Below are 15,190 nucleotides of genomic sequence, written 5' to 3'. Positions count from 1 at the left end.
AATTGGAAACATTCAAAGGGATTAAGCCGTCAGCAAAAGTGCTCGGATCTCATAGATCCTGCATTCGGCCAACCTGACGAGCCAGTCTCATCGACTCATTTTCCTCCATCGCCAAAAGAGATTCGAACAGCTCTTTTGCTTCTGGAATTTCGGCTTTTCCAATCAGCGTTTTGTAGAGATCAATAATCTGATCATGAAAGTCGAACACTTCCCGGCAGATACCATCAAAATCAAGCTTCGCGTAAGGCTCGTCGCAGGTTCGATGAGTTTTGATCGGATTATGGGACAGGTAGTCGTACACCCGAGTTTCCAGTGCCTTCTTATCCCCTTGGTGCTCAAACTCGTTCACGATCCGCTCTATTTCCGATTCATGAGCTGCCAGATAATCCAAAAGCGCACGGGCCCGTTCTTCCTCGTGCTTTGTTGCGCAATGGGACAGACAGCTCGCCAGATGTGAGTGCAGATCGCGCGTCCAGTCGATCAGTTGTCCAAAAGTCTTTATATCCATATCTTTTTTCCTTTTTTCTTCTCCATAATATGACTGACATCAAATAGGTATCCCGTCGTCAAATGAGGAGTCCTATTTGCATTTCCAGTGTTCAGTTGGGCTATGCGCTCGCCTGGCTAATTCGCTAATCCATTGCAAACCGCAGGCACTGCAGCAAATCGACGCCTCTACCGGCTTCAGATCGATTCCACAACCTCAGAGAGCATATCCCTGACCTTCCCGGCAACCTGCTTGAGCTCGTCATTATCGATGGCGCTCATGGAAGCCAATGGATCCACTGCACTTACCTCAATGCCCTCCGAAACCTCACGAAGAATAACGTTGCAAGGCAGCATGGCACCCACGCGAGGCTCCACACCGATGGCTTCCCAGGCCATGCCAGGATTGCAGGCCCCGAGAATCCGATAGGCCAACATATCCTTGTCCAGCTTTTTCTTCATGGTGGCTTTGACATCAATTTCTGTCAGCACACCGAACCCGTGATCAGTGAGGGCCTGACGCGCTCTTCTGTCCACGTCCTCGAAATCGACATCTTTGATAACTCGATCGATCGTGTATGACATAGCTACCTCCAATGATTCAGAAGTTCATTGCTTTGACCCGAGTTTCACCACCCTCAAACGCAGCGCATTCACGATCACGCTGACCGAGGACAGCGACATGGCGGCCGCTGCAAAAATGGGCGACAGCAGTATCCCGAAAAACGGGTACAAAACCCCTGCCGCTATCGGAACACCGGCGGAGTTGTAAACGAAGGCGAAAAACAGGTTCTGACGGATATTGCGCATGGTCGCCAGAGACAAACGGCGCGCCTCGACAATGCCCATCAGGTCGCCGCGTAGCAGCGTAATGCCGGCGCTTTCGATGGCGACATCGGTCCCGGTGCCCATGGCCACACCGACATCCGCCGTTGCCAGTGCAGGCGCATCGTTTACGCCGTCACCCGCCATCACGACAACACGGCCTTCGTCTTTCAGGCGCTGGACGATCTTGCCCTTATCTTCCGGCAGGACTTCCGCTTCCACTTCGTCGATATGCAGTTTTCGGGCAACTGCTTCAGCTGAAGTGCGGTTATCGCCGGTCAGCATGACCACCCGGATGCCGTCTTTTTGCAGCGCGGAAATAGCGGCTTCGGTGGTTTCCTTGACCGGATCGGCAATCGCCAGCAACCCTGCGACGTTTCCGTCGACAGCAGCAAAAATCACGGTAGCACCATCTTTTCGGAGCTGGTCGGCGTCGCCGTCAAATCGCGTGGTGTCGACATTTTCCGACTCCATGAGAAGGCGGTTACCAAGTAGCACCCGCTTGCCGTCTATTCGACCGGTAACCCCTTTACCATTCGGAGAGTCAAAGTCTTCCGCATCCGGAAGCTTCAGGTCCATGCCCTTGGCTTTATCGAGTATGGCGTGAGCCAGTGGGTGCTCACTGCCTTTCTCCAGGCCGCCTGCATAACGCATGAGACTACTGTCATCGAACCCGTTGGCCGCGACAAGCCGGGTGACTTGCGGCTTGCCCTCTGTCAGCGTGCCGGTTTTATCCACCACCACGGTGTCCACCTTCTCCATACGCTCCAAGGCTTCCGCATCGCGAATCAGAACGCCACTTTGAGCACCGCGTCCGACACCCACCATGATGGACATGGGCGTCGCCAAGCCAAGTGCGCAAGGGCAGGCAATGATCAGAACACTGACCGCTGCAATCAGCCCGAACGCCATAGGCGGCGTGGGCCCGAAGAATGACCAGGCTATGAAGGCGATAATGGCGATCACGATCACCGCAGGCACAAAATAACCCGCCACCTTGTCGGCCAGGCCCTGAATGGGCGCGCGGCTGCGCTGGGCGCTCGCCACCATCTGCACAATCTGGGACAGCATGGTGTCACGGCCAACCTTGTCGGCCCGCATGATAAAGCTGCCCTGCTGGTTGATACTGCCGCCGATCACCTGGTCGCCGGATTTTTTGCTGACTGCCAAAGGCTCACCGGTCACCATGGATTCATCCACGTTGGAGCTGCCTTCAAGCACCTCGCCGTCCAACGGCACCTTGTCTCCCGGACGCACCCGCAAGCGGTCACCGACCTTGACCTGATCAAGCGACACATCGGATTCGCTGCCATCGTCGTCCAGTTTTCTGGCCGTCGCCGGTGCCAGATCCAGCAGGGCCTTGATGGCACCAGAGGTTTTCTCTCTGGCGCGCAATTCCAGCACCTGCCCCAGCAGCACCAGCACCACGATGACAGCAGCCGCCTCGAAGTAGACGGCGACCGACCCGTCTTCCTGCCGGAAGGCGCCTGGGAAGATCTGCGGCGCCAGGGTCGCCACCAGGCTGTAGATCAGCGCGACGCCGGTACCAATGGCAATGAGCGTAAACATGTTCAAGTTTCGGCTAACCACGGATTTCCAACCCCGGACGAAGAAGGGCCAACCGCACCAGAGCACCACAGGCGTTGCCAGCACCAGTTGAATCCAGTTGGACATCTGCGGGGCTATAATGTGATCGAGTCCGGTGAGGTGCCCACCCATCTCCAGTACCAGTACAGGCAGGGCCAGCACCAGGCCGATCCAGAATCGGCGGGTCATGTCTTTGAGTTCTTCCGAAGGCCCGTCGTCCAGGCTTACCTGCTCGGGCTCTAGGGCCATGCCGCAGATTGGGCAGTCCCCTGGCCCTTGCTGCCGAATCTCGGGGTGCATGGGACAGGTATACATAGTGCCCGGCGCTACCGGCTCTTGCTGTTTCTTTTCCCAATCGAGGTACTGCTCAGGGTCCTCGTCGAATTTGGACTGGCAACGCGACGAGCAGAAGTACCAGGTTTTACCGCCATGCTGGCTGCGGTGTTCCGCGGTATGCGGATCGACTGCCATGCCGCAAACCGGATCCTTGGCGGTGTGCCCGCCAGGTTCTTTATCGGCGTGGTGATCGTGGTCATGGGCGTGATGGTGCTCAGCCATTCTGTTCTCCTGTTTTATCGGCGGGCCAGTCTGCAAATGCAATGAAATACAGCAGAACCAGATTGACGATAGGGATCAGTATCAGTACACCCATCCACCCCGGATACCCCGTGCGCTGGCAAATACGCCAGGCCGGAATGACGACCACAATGGCAATCACCAGCATCCACAGCCAGTGGCCTGCCCACATGGTGTTCCCGAACATGTTATCTCCCATCATGGCAATAGCCTCTCTTCCTGATTCTGGTTAATGGTGACGATGCGCGTGACTCTCTTCCTGTTTCGCTTGCGCGGATTCCGGCGATCTTTTCAGGAAAATCTGCTCGGAGACTGCAAGCACAATCATGGTGACCACTGCCACGCCGATGACGAACGGGTCCGTATTCAGTTTTACCCAGACAAAGCCGCCCAGAGCCAAAAGATCCAACAAGATGGCTGTAGTTGGCACCCAGGTGTTGGCCTTAATGTCTTTGCGAAGATAGCGCAGTACACCCCAGTGAATGGCAATGTCCATAATCAGGTAAAACACGATACCCAGCGCGGCAATTCGTGACAGATCAAAGAAGGCGGTGAGGATCAGCCCCAGGACAACGGTATACACCAGTGTGTGTTTCTGGATGCTGCCGGGCATGCCAAAATGCCGATGTGGTACGAGCTTCATCTCCGTCAGCATCGCCAGCATGCGGGATACCGCGAAGACGCTGGCGAGAATACCGCCCGCCGTGGCCATCATGGCAATAGCGACAGTAAACCAGACACCGTAATCGCCGAGAGCGGGACGCGCAGCAGCAGCGAGGGAGTAATCCTGCGTTTCGATAATTTCAGCCAGTGACAGGTTGCTGGCGACCGCGAAGCCCACCAGCGTGTAGATCACCACGCAGGCGGCAATGGAAATCACGATGGCGCGCCCGACGTTTCGCTTTGGGTCGATGACTTCCGAACCACTGTTGGTGATGGTCGTAAAGCCTTTGAACGCCAGAATCCCCAGTGCGGTTGCGCCCAGGAAGTTGCCCAGCGCTCCGGCTTCACCGGGCTCCGAAAAATCAACCGCGACTGAGTCGGCAATCCAGATCCCGACCAGACCGAAAATCAGTATGCCGCCGATTTTCAGGATCCCGATAAAGGAAGCCACCCCTTGAATCATCCGATTGCCCAGCAGGTTGATCAGAAAGGCCGCAAGAATGAGCGCCACGCCGAGAATGGGCACCATGCGGCCACTGTCATCCCCGCCGAAAAGTTGCATGGTGTAAGAGCCAAAGGTCCGGGCCAGGAAGCTCTGAGCGATCACCATGGAAAAGTACATCAACAGGGCGTTGAAAGCCGTTGGCAGCCGGTTTCCGTAGGCTTTATGCAAGTACATGCCAATGCCCCCGGCCGACGGGTAGGCGTTGGAAATCTTGATATAGGAATACGCGCTGAAGCCAACAATCAAGGCCGCCGCGAGAAAGGCCAGCGGGAAAAGGACACCGGTCATCTGGGCCATCTGCCCGGTAAGTGCAAAAATACCGGCGCCAATCATGACGCCGGTACCCAGCATCACCGTCCCTGACAGAGTGAGACTACCTTCCTGGTAGCGAGTGCTTCGATCTTCCTCCCTGTTCATTCAACCTCCTGTTATTTTTTCATGGGTGGAATCTTGGAACAGCAGAACGGCTCATGCTTGGCATTTGCCCGGACGTTGTCGTCGGTAAACCGGTACCAAGCCAATTTGCGCCGGGTCCACCATCCGGTTTTCAATTGGCCACCGTAAGCCTTGATCAGTTCCAGTAATTCATCGACGGACCAGTGGGTTCCGTCGTACGTCACCTGCAATGTGCCATTTGGCTTACGCTCGGCGAAATCAACGCATGGGTGGTGATTCAGATCGTGGATGAGCCCCTCCCACTGATCCTCTCCAAGCCCCTCGACGGTCATTTTTCGGCGCAACAAAAACTGCTCCTGATTGGTTGCTTTGTGTGCTTTGGTCATGGGGTGACACCTCTCTTCCTGATGACTTCTCCCTGTATCAAAACACTTCAATCTGAACTGCGGCTGAAAATGGACACATGCTTTCGGTGAATTTGAGTTACATCAAATCATAGACGAAAAAAGGCCATGGGTTTCCCATGGCCCTTCAGCATCAGAATGCGATTCGAGCGCCGATTACGGCAAACCAATCTTCTGTGCCGCCGCCGCTCGCCTCGGCCAGGTCGGCACTATCGCCATACTTACGCTCGTGCACCACACCCACATAAGGCGAGAACGCACGGTCTATCAGGTCGTAGCTGAGCCGGAGGCCGGTTTCGGTGGAAACCAATCCTTTGCCGACACCAATCTCTTCATCCTCACTGAACGCTACCGAGGCATCCAGAGTTGCCGCCAGGATCCAGTAATTGGTGAACAGCAATTCGTACTCAGCGTCCAGTTCGGCTGACGTATCACCATCGTTGCTGACGTACAGGTTTGCATCGATCTCAAACCATTGGGGCGCCAGGCCGGCGACACCGAGAACGGCGTATGTCCGGTCCGGCCCTTCCGGAGTATCGAAACGCACGCCCGCTTTGGCGTCGAAGAACTTGGAAATGGGGATCTGGCCGACCAACTGGTTTTCCAGCGTTTCGTAGGCCTGCTCCTCTATTTCGTATTCGCCGGTTGTGAGCAACCGGACTTTAAAATCGTCAGTACCATAGAAGGCATCCGCATTCCAGACGCCCAGCTCCTCGTCATCGTCGCTGTAGCGGTACTCAAATTCCTCGAATTGAACACCCCAGGTTGTGAGCGGCTGTTTTCGAGCGGTCGTGTCGGAGATCATTTCCTGAGCTGTCACCGCCGTTGAGACACCAATAGAGGCAAGGACGCTGACTGCGACAATTGATCGAATACAGCTCATACCTCACCTCCATCTTCGACAAGCACGTCTGTTTTGGCCTGCGCCGACTCTGGCCCACCTTCAACAATTACCTTGCGGAACATACCAGCGGCCGCGTGATAGGACAGGTGACAGTGGAACGCCCACTGGCCTGGCTCATCAACCTCGGTTTCCATGTACACCGTAGTGCCTGGGTTCACGCTAATCGTGTGCTTGATCGGGTTCCACTGGCCTGCGCCAACATCGAGGATGGACCACATGCCGTGCAGGTGCATGGGGTGAGTCATCATGGTTTCGTTAACAAACTTGAAGCGGACCCGCTCACCGTATTTGAGGCGAATCGGATCGGCATCTTCGTACTTGACGCCATTGATGCTCCAGGTATACCGCTCCATATTGCCGGTCAAACGAAGCTCAATTTCGCGGGTTGGCTCGCGGAGTTCATACAACGGATCCTGAGCCTTCAGGTCAGCGTATGACAAGAACTTACCGCCATTGGCTGCTGTAGGTACAAGGCCACTGCCCTTGGCATAGAAGGGATCGCTTGGCCCCCCTTTTTTACCCATCGCCATGGAACCGTGATCCATGCCGGACATACCAGAGTGATCCATGCCTTCCATGTTGGAATGATCCATTCCTTTCATATTCGAGTGGTCCATTCCCTCCATCGAAGAATGATCCATTCCGCCCATCCCCTCTGAGCTGCTCATATTCATGTCGCCATGATCCATTCCGGCCATGCTGCCATGGTCCATGCCGGCCATACCGCTCATGTCAGCCATGGTCAGGCGCGCCGGTTCGCGCAGTTGCGGCACGGCCGCTTCCATACCCTCTTCAGGGGCCAATGTTGCCCTGGCATAGCCCGAACGCCCCATGGATTCAGCAAAAATGGTGTAGGCCTGCTCATCTTTCGGACGGACGATCACATCGTAGGTTTCCGCCACACCGATCCGGAACTCGTCCACACTAACCGGCTGAACGTTGTTGCCATCTGCCTGCACAACCGTCATGTCCAGACCGGGGATCCGGATATCAAAGTAAGTCATCGCCGAAGAGTTGATAAAACGCAGCCGAATGCGTTCGCCCGGCTCGAAGATCCCTGTCCAGTTTTGGCTTGGTCCTTTGCCGTTGATCAAGCCCGTAAAGCCATGGATATCCTCAACGTCCGCTTTCATCATCCGCATGCCACCCCAGGCCATACGGTCACTGACGGTGTTCATCAGGCCATTTTTTGACACGTCCGAGAAAAACTCGCCAACGGTTTGCTGCTCGCGATTGTAGTAATCCGGCATCATTTTCAGGTTGCGCATGATGCGGTCACCGGAATGGGGGTGCTTGTCAGTCAACTGCACCACGTATTCACGATCGTAGCGGAACGGTTCACGTCCCTCGGGTTCGATAACGATGGAACCGTAGGCGCCATCCGGCTCCTGAAAACCGGAGTGGCTGTGAAACCAGTAGGTGCCTGCCTGCTGAATAGGAAATTCGTAGGTGAAGGTTTCACCCGGCTTGATGCCTGGAAAGCTGATACCAGGCACACCGTCCTGATCAAAAGGAAGGATCAGGCCGTGCCAGTGAATGGACGTCATCTCGTCCAGGTTATTGGTCACGTTGATCTTTACGTTTTCGCCTTCTTTGAAGCGCATCACCGGTCCCGGAGATGCGCCATTGTATCCAATGCCTTCTTTCACGAAATCGCCAGTATCAATTTTTACCCGGTCGACCGTCAGGTCGTACTCACCGGCCATAACCATGGCTGGCATCAGCAGGCTTAAAAGTCCTGTCAGTAGGCGTGTTTTCATCTTTTTCTTACTCCAAACTGCACTTCGTTGAAGCAGGGCTGGAAAACAGTCCCAACCCGTGCATTCGCGGGTTTTCAGTACGCATGTTTACTCAAAGTTAACGTCACCGTACATGCCGGCCTGGTAGTGGCCTGGCACGTTGCAGGCGAATTCGATATTGCCTTTATCAGAAAACTTCCAAATCACTTCTTTGCTTTGGCCGGGCTCCAGCAACACGCTGTTCGGGTCGTCATGCTTCATGGTTTTGCCATTGCCCATATCCATGTTCATCATGTCCTGGTTGAGCTTGCCGCCCTGGATCACGCCATGCTCAACCATCATCATCATTTCCTCTTGATGAGCTTCATGCATGTCGGGAGTGCCAACATTGAACTCATGCACGAGGTTTCCTTTGTTCTCCACCACGAAGCGAACGGTTTCACCAGGCTTCACACTGATTTCTTCGGGTTCGTAGTAGTTGTCGTACATTTCCACTGTAATAGTGCGAGAGGCCTCCGAGGCTTTACCCGGTTCGCCGCTGCTGGCACCATGGCCACCGCCATGAGCACCGGCGGCGAGGGTCGCTGCGGACATTGACATGGCAGCGGCTGCAACAATCAACTTGGATGCGTTCATCTTGTCTTCTCCATTGATAAAGTGGCCGGAAATCCCGGCGTCGGTTAGCTCTGAGCAAAGAGCGATGCCAAAATACGAATCACACCATCGCGCATTAACCTGAATTCTCGCTGAAAAATACCAAACTATTTTGTCGTTCAGGCTGAATTCAGGTTGATCGGCGACACTCCAAGACTATTTCTTGGCTCAGAGAAGGAATGTCCGATGCGATTACTGCTCGTTGAAGATGACCGTTTGCTGGCTGAAGGATTACGTGGTCAGCTTGAAAAGGCAGGGTTCAGCGTTGATACGACCTACACCGCCAAAGAAGCCGCGATTCTGGGCGAGCAGGAGGACTATCGGGCCGTCGTTCTGGATCTTGGCCTTCCTGACGGCAATGGATTAGACGTATTAAGGAAGTGGCGAAAACATCAGGTCGTCTGTCCGGTGCTTATTCTGACCGCCAGGGGCGACTGGCACGACAAGGTGGAAGGCCTTAAAGCTGGAGCGGATGACTACCTTGCAAAACCCTTTCAGACCGAAGAACTCATCGCCCGGCTTAACGCCATTGTGCGTCGAAGCGAAGGTCGCATTCATTCAATGGTCAAAGCCGGACGCTTCGAACTGGATGAGAATCGTCAAAGCCTGAAATCCGAGGATGGCACGGAGCACAGCCTCACCGGCACGGAATTTCGCCTGCTGCGCTGTCTGATGAGCCGTCCCGGCCATGTGTTCTCGAAAGAACAATTAATGGAACAGCTTTACAACCTGAACGACAGCCCGAATGAGAACGTCATCGAAGCCTATATCCGCAGACTGCGAAAACTGGTTGGCAACGACACCATTGCAACCCGTCGCGGCCAGGGGTATCTGTTTAATGACGCGGTTTAGCAAGCCCAGATCCGTCAAAGGCATCTTGCTTTTATTGCTACTGCCAGCGGGCATTGCGCTAATGGGGCTTGCATGGCTGGTTCACGGCCTCTTACTGGACCGGATGTCCCGGGAATTCGTCGAGACACGTCTCAAGGATGAGGTCGCCTTTCTGGAGCATCAGATTCGTGATTCTGGCGGTCAATTGGACAGTCTCCAGACTGGTGACTATTTTCAGGAAGTCTTTCACCACGCCTTCGCCATACATTCTCCGTCCAGAACGATCATTTCCCCGGATTCCTGGGCACCGGTGTTAACGTCGTTAATAGAATCAGCAAAGGATGGGACCGTTCGTGTTCGGGATGCGGACACCGTCGAAGGCCCAAAGAGCATTCTTGCGTACCGAAAGTCGTTCCGGATCGGCGATACGCCGATTGTAGTGATCGTGTCCGAGGATCTTGGCGCACTGAAACGCAGCCAGGCAGAGTTGCACGGGTGGACGGCCATCGTCTCTATTCTGCTGATTCTGCTGTTGGTCGTTGTGATCTGGTTCGGTATCAATCTGTCCATGCGCCCTGTCGTCGAACTGAAGGCCACGCTGAAGCGACTTCAGGATGGCAAGGTCTCGCGGATTCATGTCCAAGCACCTGAGGAATTTCGACCGCTGGTCCAGCAGCTCAACCAATTGCTCGACTCGCTGGATCAACGCCTGGAACGATCAAGGGATGCGCTGGCGAATCTGTCTCACAGCGTCAAAACCCCCATTGCGGCCGTCCGGCAGATTCTTGAGGACACCAGTCGTCCGCTCTCCAACGATCTCCGCCTTCAGATGACCGCGAGACTCAATGACATCGACAAACAGCTTGAAGCCGAGATGCGCCGAAGTCGCTTTGCAGGGCCACAGGTTGGGAAAAGCGCTTACCCTCTGAAACAGGCACGGGATCTAGTTTGGATGCTGGGGCGACTATACCCGGAAAAGTCCTTTGAACTGTCGAGCTCCCTGCCGGAGGACGCCCGCTGGCCGATCGAGGAGCACGACCTGAATGAAATCATGGGCAACCTTCTGGACAATGCAGGCAAATGGTCGGAACGATGCGTGGAGCTGTCACTCGTTCAACACTCCGGAAATCTGCAGATCGGCGTAACAGACGATGGGCTCGGCGTCGCGGACGCTGAAATCGGCAATCTGGGTCGACGGGGGTTGCGGCTGGACGAGCAGACCCCAGGCCATGGCCTTGGGCTGGCGATTGTTCGAGAAATTGTCGAACGCTACAGTGGAACCCTCAACTTCTCACCTGCTCCGAAAAGTGGGTTGTCCGTGATAGTTGACCTTCCCAGGGCGGTCCCGGTGATCAATCGTTGACCCGGCCACCTGGTATGTGGTTAAGCGATCACATGTGGATAGTGTTTGTATAGAAAACTTTCCTCACCGTAATGCCTTTTTCAAGCTAGATTCAGCTTCGTCTGTTGTTATAGCGGGTCGCTTGAAGTCCGGTCTCTTAGCTAATTTTGATTTGCTCTCGAGAAGGGCGACAGCCACAATTTTCCAACATCCAGAGACGGCGCTTATAGATGAAGGTTCTAATTGTCGAAGACAACGCGGTACTCGCAGAAAAAATCTCCGTTTGGCTTGCGAAGGAAAACTTTACTGTAGATGTTGCCCAAAACGGAAAAGAGGCAAATTTCTTCGTAGAGACAAGCAGTTATCAGGCGATCATTCTGGATATAGGACTGCCCGACGAGAACGGGCTTTCTTTGATGCAAAAATGGAGAAGCAGTGGCAGAGATGAAGCTATTCTTATTCTAACTGCCCGCTCCAACTGGACAGAGAGAGTTGAGGGCTTGAATGCCGGGGCAGACGATTATCTTCCAAAACCCTTCGAATTCGATGAACTAAAAGCTCGACTTAGCGCCATAATACGAAGAAAAGACGGGCGAGCAACTGATAAGATCATCGTGGATGGTTTTCTACTTAATGCAACCTATAGAACCCTAACAACTCCCGATCATAAAGAGTTCAGACTAACCGCAACGGAGTACCGCCTTTTACAATGCTTTCTTCGCTCTCCTGACAGAGTTTTCTCACAGGACGAACTTGTTGAAGCACTCTATAATATCGAAAGGTGCCCAACCAGAAATGTCGTTCAAGTCTACATAGCCAGGCTCAGAAAGATACTCGGAAAAAAACGAATAAAAACATTGAGAGGACAAGGATATTACTTTGCAAGAGATTCTCTTCAAAAAAGGGTTGAAGCTTAAATGATTTTACTGTGATTTAACCATTTTCCTCAAGGACCAGGGCTCGCCAGATAAATGCGCTGGCCCACAAACCGGGCCAGCTTTCTCAACGATTAACCATTTCGGTGAAAAATACCAAATAGATTAAAAAGACTTAGTCCAGCCCAGCCAAAACTTCGGGTCGTCCGAACTGACCGAACCAAGTGCGTTACTTGAATCGATATCAGCGTACTCCAGATTAACACTAAAAGCTCCAAAGCTTCCCGCATCTTTGGTGACGTTAACAGCTGCATGTCCGTAGCTCGCCTCGCCAATAGACGCCTTGCCATCATCAGTGAAATCATAATAGCCAATCAAAACACCTGTGCTGAAATCGTCTTCCAGTGGCACATCAACTGATGCGTAATAATAGATATCGCCTGGAACGAACAGCCCTTCGCCGCTTACGTCGCTGTTTGCTGTGTAAGCAACACCTATAGATACAATGCTGTAACTCAACTCTCCGTATATTTCGCCAAAATCAATAGATTCAGGAGCATCAGGGTAAGAGTAATAAATGTAGCCAACATCGTAACCGATATCCTCAATTACACCGGAGAAGCCAGCATAAAGATCAAGCTCGTAGCTCGTCCCATCGCCGAAATCCACATTGGAGCCCCAGCCGCCAACATAAAGCCCCGACGCATGTTCGTAGTCAAGCCCGCCTTGCGTCGCCGTTGAGCCATCTGTTTGTGTCACACCGCGAAATAAGTAGTTGCTTGTTATGCCCAAATTAGCACTAACACCTGCGCTGGCAATTAACGGGACCGCTTGGAGAGTTACGAGCAAACCAACACTTAGCAAACAATCTTTAGTCGAGATACGTCTTTTCATCGTTTTTACCTTCTATTTGGGCAGCTTAGTTATTTGCGCATTGAATAACGCACCTATAATGCATACACGTTTTGTGCCACCTTTTAAAAAACTTATTCTATGAGCAATTATTGTCAAATCAGGGCCGCAGTTCATAAAAATGATTAAATATTTAACAATTCAATGCAATAAGCACTCTGCTTCAAGTGTTGCATTGCTCGTCGATAGTGCGCTCATCAATAATGCGCACCAAATAGGAACAAGAATTGAAAAAACGATGACTAAAATAGAACTATTTTTAACTTGGTAATTCTAGATTAGATATGGTTTTATGAAAAATCGAGGGAGGTCTGAATTAGCCATGAATACTGCAAAATATCTTAGTTAAGAATGCAGCTTTCCAACATTTTGCGCTCTGTCTTCCTTACGAGATTCATCAATACTAAAGCGCGACTTTCGCAATTTTGGGAAAATTAACAAAAATCTACCATTAAATTAATCTTGGAGCCACGTAATTGCCCGTCTGGCTCCAAGTAAACAACGATAAATGTTATTGCTTTTCCAAGAGATCCCCAATCAACTCTTTAATCAATCTATGTTCTTCCTTCAGTTTTTTGATGGTCTCGCTCTCTTCCACACGATACTGGGAGGAACGTTCACCTATGCTCTTATTAGGATAGCTTCTTGCCTCGTTGTATCTGTCCGCTTGCCCTCCTGCGTGGGCTATAGAAGCACCACTTGCCACGAAAGAAGCTACTATAATCATGGATACTTTCTTCATAAAACGGCTCCGACATTTTTTTCAATTAGACCAGCAACATTCAATGGCCTTGGGTGTTTAGTAGAACATCGAAACTTTAAACACACTTGAAAATATATGCTGATGAAACGTTTTTTTCAGCGGCTACCACAAGCTCAAAAGCCATTTAGGTCGGCTTTGATTTGATGACACTAAATCAAGTTATTCAAATGCCTAAGAACGATAAGACCAAGCCAGACCGATCTGAAGACCAGAGCGTCCCTCGCTCCGGCTCGCACCCGTTGCGGCACGCTTCGATTCCAACTATGCTTTCCGATCAGAGCACCTCTATGTGCCTTCAACTGAAGCCTTCCGCTCAATCGACAAAAGCACCTTCATGACAGCGCAGAAAAGCATCGGAAAAACTGTCCTCCAATATGGCATCGCTTTCAGCCTCTTGTATTTTTTACTAATTTTTTTCTCGCACACTTATGTAATAGAGCAGCTTTCGAACGAGTCCAGAAAACATCGCCTTGACAAGGAGGTGGAGAGTTTTCAAACCATCATTGAAAACGAAGTTCCGACGCCCGACGAGATTGGCAGCATGATTGATCGATTCCAATTGCTACTGGAGCACGCCCTCGTCGTCGAAGTGAAAGACGGAAGCATCATTGCCAGTAGCAACATAGATCAAACAACGTTGCGAATGGTTTCAAGAAAGCCGGCGGGCTTTGTAGAAATATCCCAAGGTGCAGATGGCCTTCTTGGATTGAAACGAGGTTTCGGAATTGACAGCCCGCTTTCGTCAGTCACCATCCTGGAAATGGAAAGTGGACTCGCCGAGCGATCCAGTGGGGCTCACCTGACCTTGCTGGCTGCCTCCGCATTATTACTTGTTGTTCTCTTGGCTCTGGTAGGCACCACTACTTACCTCGCTTTGAAACCGATCGAACACATCAAGGAAGACATGAGGAGACTGCAATCTGGCAAACAACCTCGTTTGAATCCTGACGCACCAGAGGAGTTCAGTCCGCTGATCAAACAGTTCAATAACCTACTTGAACTAGCAAGTCGTCGCCTTGACCGCCACCGCCGCCTCAATTCCGATCTTTCTCACATGGTCAAGACCTCGATCTCTGCCAATCTCGCAATCTTGTCAGACACTGGTTCATTACCTCCGTCCCGCGACGACATAGAGTTCATGACCTCCAACCTAAAGGATCTAAGCCGGTCCTTGAACTACCGCATGAGCAAGGCAGATATCTCCGGCAGGCAGATGGGGCAAACATGTTTGCCGATTGAAATAGCGAACAACGTCATTTCTGTCATGGAAAAAATCTTTCCCGATAAGAGTTTCCGTATTAATACATCCTTGCCGAATAACTTCAGTTGGCCCATGGAGCGTCAGGACCTATCAGAGTTATTCGGTAACCTGCTCGAAAACGGCGGGAAATGGAGTCAGGCTGAGATTGACGTTTCAATAAGCCAGACCGATTCCGGGCTAACGATAGAAGTTGCAGACGACGGCCCTGGGATTACTCCAGAAGCGGCCTCAAAAGTGATGGATAGAGGTTCCCGGCTTGACGAAACCGTTTCTGGATTTGGATTGGGACTGTCCATCGTGTCCGAAATACTAGAAGACAATTTCGGACGGATGAACATTGGCCCCTCAGAAACAGGGGGCGCCAGAATTACAGTTGTGCTTCCTTTCCCAGAGTAGAGCACAACCATAATTCCTCCGCCCCGCTATGACGGAGGGATTACCCTCCCCTGCTCGCGATCAAAACTGTG

General features: G+C 52.3%; 15 protein-coding genes. 4 read left to right on the top strand and 11 right to left on the bottom strand.

The window, feature by feature from the left end; translation table 11 throughout:
• Positions 1-49: 49 nt before the first annotated feature.
• The 9 genes from FO268_RS15290 to FO268_RS15250 form a co-directional block, all read right to left on the bottom strand.
• Positions 50-508: a hypothetical protein gene (locus FO268_RS15290; protein WP_022990672.1), complete on the bottom strand. Its 459-nt coding sequence runs from the start codon at positions 506-508 to the stop codon at positions 50-52.
• A gap of 176 nt (positions 509-684) precedes the next feature.
• Positions 685-1,071 carry a DUF302 domain-containing protein gene (locus tag FO268_RS15285; protein WP_022990673.1) on the bottom strand — a complete coding sequence of 129 codons (387 nt, stop codon included), beginning with the start codon at positions 1,069-1,071 and terminating at the stop codon, positions 685-687.
• Between the two features lie 24 nt (positions 1,072-1,095).
• Entirely contained in the window at positions 1,096-3,456 is a 2,361-nt protein-coding gene (locus FO268_RS15280) for a heavy metal translocating P-type ATPase (RefSeq protein WP_022990674.1), read from the bottom strand.
• A complete protein-coding gene (locus tag FO268_RS15275) occupies positions 3,449-3,676 on the bottom strand; it encodes a DUF805 domain-containing protein (RefSeq protein WP_096006448.1) in 228 nt (75 codons plus the stop codon). Before FO268_RS15275 ends, FO268_RS15280 begins: the two co-directional genes overlap by 8 nt.
• 27 nt (positions 3,677-3,703) lie before the next feature.
• Positions 3,704-5,059, bottom strand: a complete 1,356-nt coding sequence (locus FO268_RS15270) for an APC family permease (RefSeq protein WP_149600501.1) — start codon at positions 5,057-5,059, stop codon at positions 3,704-3,706.
• An 11-nt stretch (positions 5,060-5,070) separates the two neighbouring features.
• A complete protein-coding gene (locus tag FO268_RS15265) occupies positions 5,071-5,424 on the bottom strand; it encodes a hypothetical protein (RefSeq protein WP_150994157.1) in 354 nt (117 codons plus the stop codon).
• A gap of 151 nt (positions 5,425-5,575) precedes the next feature.
• A complete protein-coding gene (locus FO268_RS15260; RefSeq protein ID WP_150994156.1) occupies positions 5,576-6,325 on the bottom strand; it encodes a copper resistance protein B in 750 nt (249 codons plus the stop codon).
• Complete coding sequence (locus FO268_RS15255) at positions 6,322-8,106, bottom strand: copper resistance system multicopper oxidase (protein WP_150994155.1); 1,785 nt, start codon at positions 8,104-8,106, stop codon at positions 6,322-6,324. The genes FO268_RS15260 and FO268_RS15255 overlap by 4 nt, the downstream gene beginning before the upstream one ends.
• Positions 8,107-8,193: 87 nt before the next feature.
• Positions 8,194-8,721, bottom strand: coding sequence for a cupredoxin domain-containing protein (locus tag FO268_RS15250; RefSeq protein WP_058092401.1), 528 nt, complete (start codon positions 8,719-8,721; stop codon positions 8,194-8,196).
• 204 nt (positions 8,722-8,925) lie between these two features.
• Between FO268_RS15250 and FO268_RS15245 the strand changes: the two genes are divergently transcribed.
• From FO268_RS15245 to FO268_RS15235, 3 genes are all read left to right on the top strand, one after another.
• Entirely contained in the window at positions 8,926-9,591 is a 666-nt protein-coding gene (locus FO268_RS15245) for a response regulator transcription factor (RefSeq protein WP_058092402.1), read from the top strand.
• A complete protein-coding gene (locus tag FO268_RS15240; protein WP_150994154.1) occupies positions 9,578-10,933 on the top strand; it encodes an ATP-binding protein in 1,356 nt (451 codons plus the stop codon). The genes FO268_RS15245 and FO268_RS15240 overlap by 14 nt, the downstream gene beginning before the upstream one ends.
• 209 nt (positions 10,934-11,142) lie before the next feature.
• Positions 11,143-11,829 carry a response regulator transcription factor gene (locus FO268_RS15235; protein WP_004581714.1) on the top strand — a complete coding sequence of 229 codons (687 nt, stop codon included), beginning with the start codon at positions 11,143-11,145 and terminating at the stop codon, positions 11,827-11,829.
• Positions 11,830-11,952: 123 nt separating this feature from the next.
• Here FO268_RS15235 and FO268_RS15230 read toward each other — a convergent pair whose 3' ends face one another.
• Together FO268_RS15230 and FO268_RS15225 are read right to left on the bottom strand one after the other, a co-directional pair.
• The gene (locus FO268_RS15230; RefSeq protein WP_004581713.1) at positions 11,953-12,681 is read right to left on the bottom strand and encodes a TorF family putative porin; all 729 of its coding nucleotides are present in this window, start codon (positions 12,679-12,681) and stop codon (positions 11,953-11,955) included.
• A 529-nt stretch (positions 12,682-13,210) separates the two neighbouring features.
• Complete coding sequence (locus FO268_RS15225; RefSeq protein WP_150994153.1) at positions 13,211-13,441, bottom strand: hypothetical protein; 231 nt, start codon at positions 13,439-13,441, stop codon at positions 13,211-13,213.
• Between the two features lie 310 nt (positions 13,442-13,751).
• Between FO268_RS15225 and FO268_RS15220 the strand changes: the two genes are divergently transcribed.
• Positions 13,752-15,119: a sensor histidine kinase gene (locus tag FO268_RS15220; RefSeq protein ID WP_225316754.1), complete on the top strand. Its 1,368-nt coding sequence runs from the start codon at positions 13,752-13,754 to the stop codon at positions 15,117-15,119.
• Positions 15,120-15,190 lie beyond the last annotated feature (71 nt).

The organism is Marinobacter denitrificans, from assembly GCF_008795955.1.
Lineage (GTDB): Bacteria > Pseudomonadota > Gammaproteobacteria > Pseudomonadales > Oleiphilaceae > Marinobacter > Marinobacter denitrificans.
Note: the sequence above shows the minus strand (reverse complement) of the source record. Positions and strands in the feature narration are given on the sequence as shown.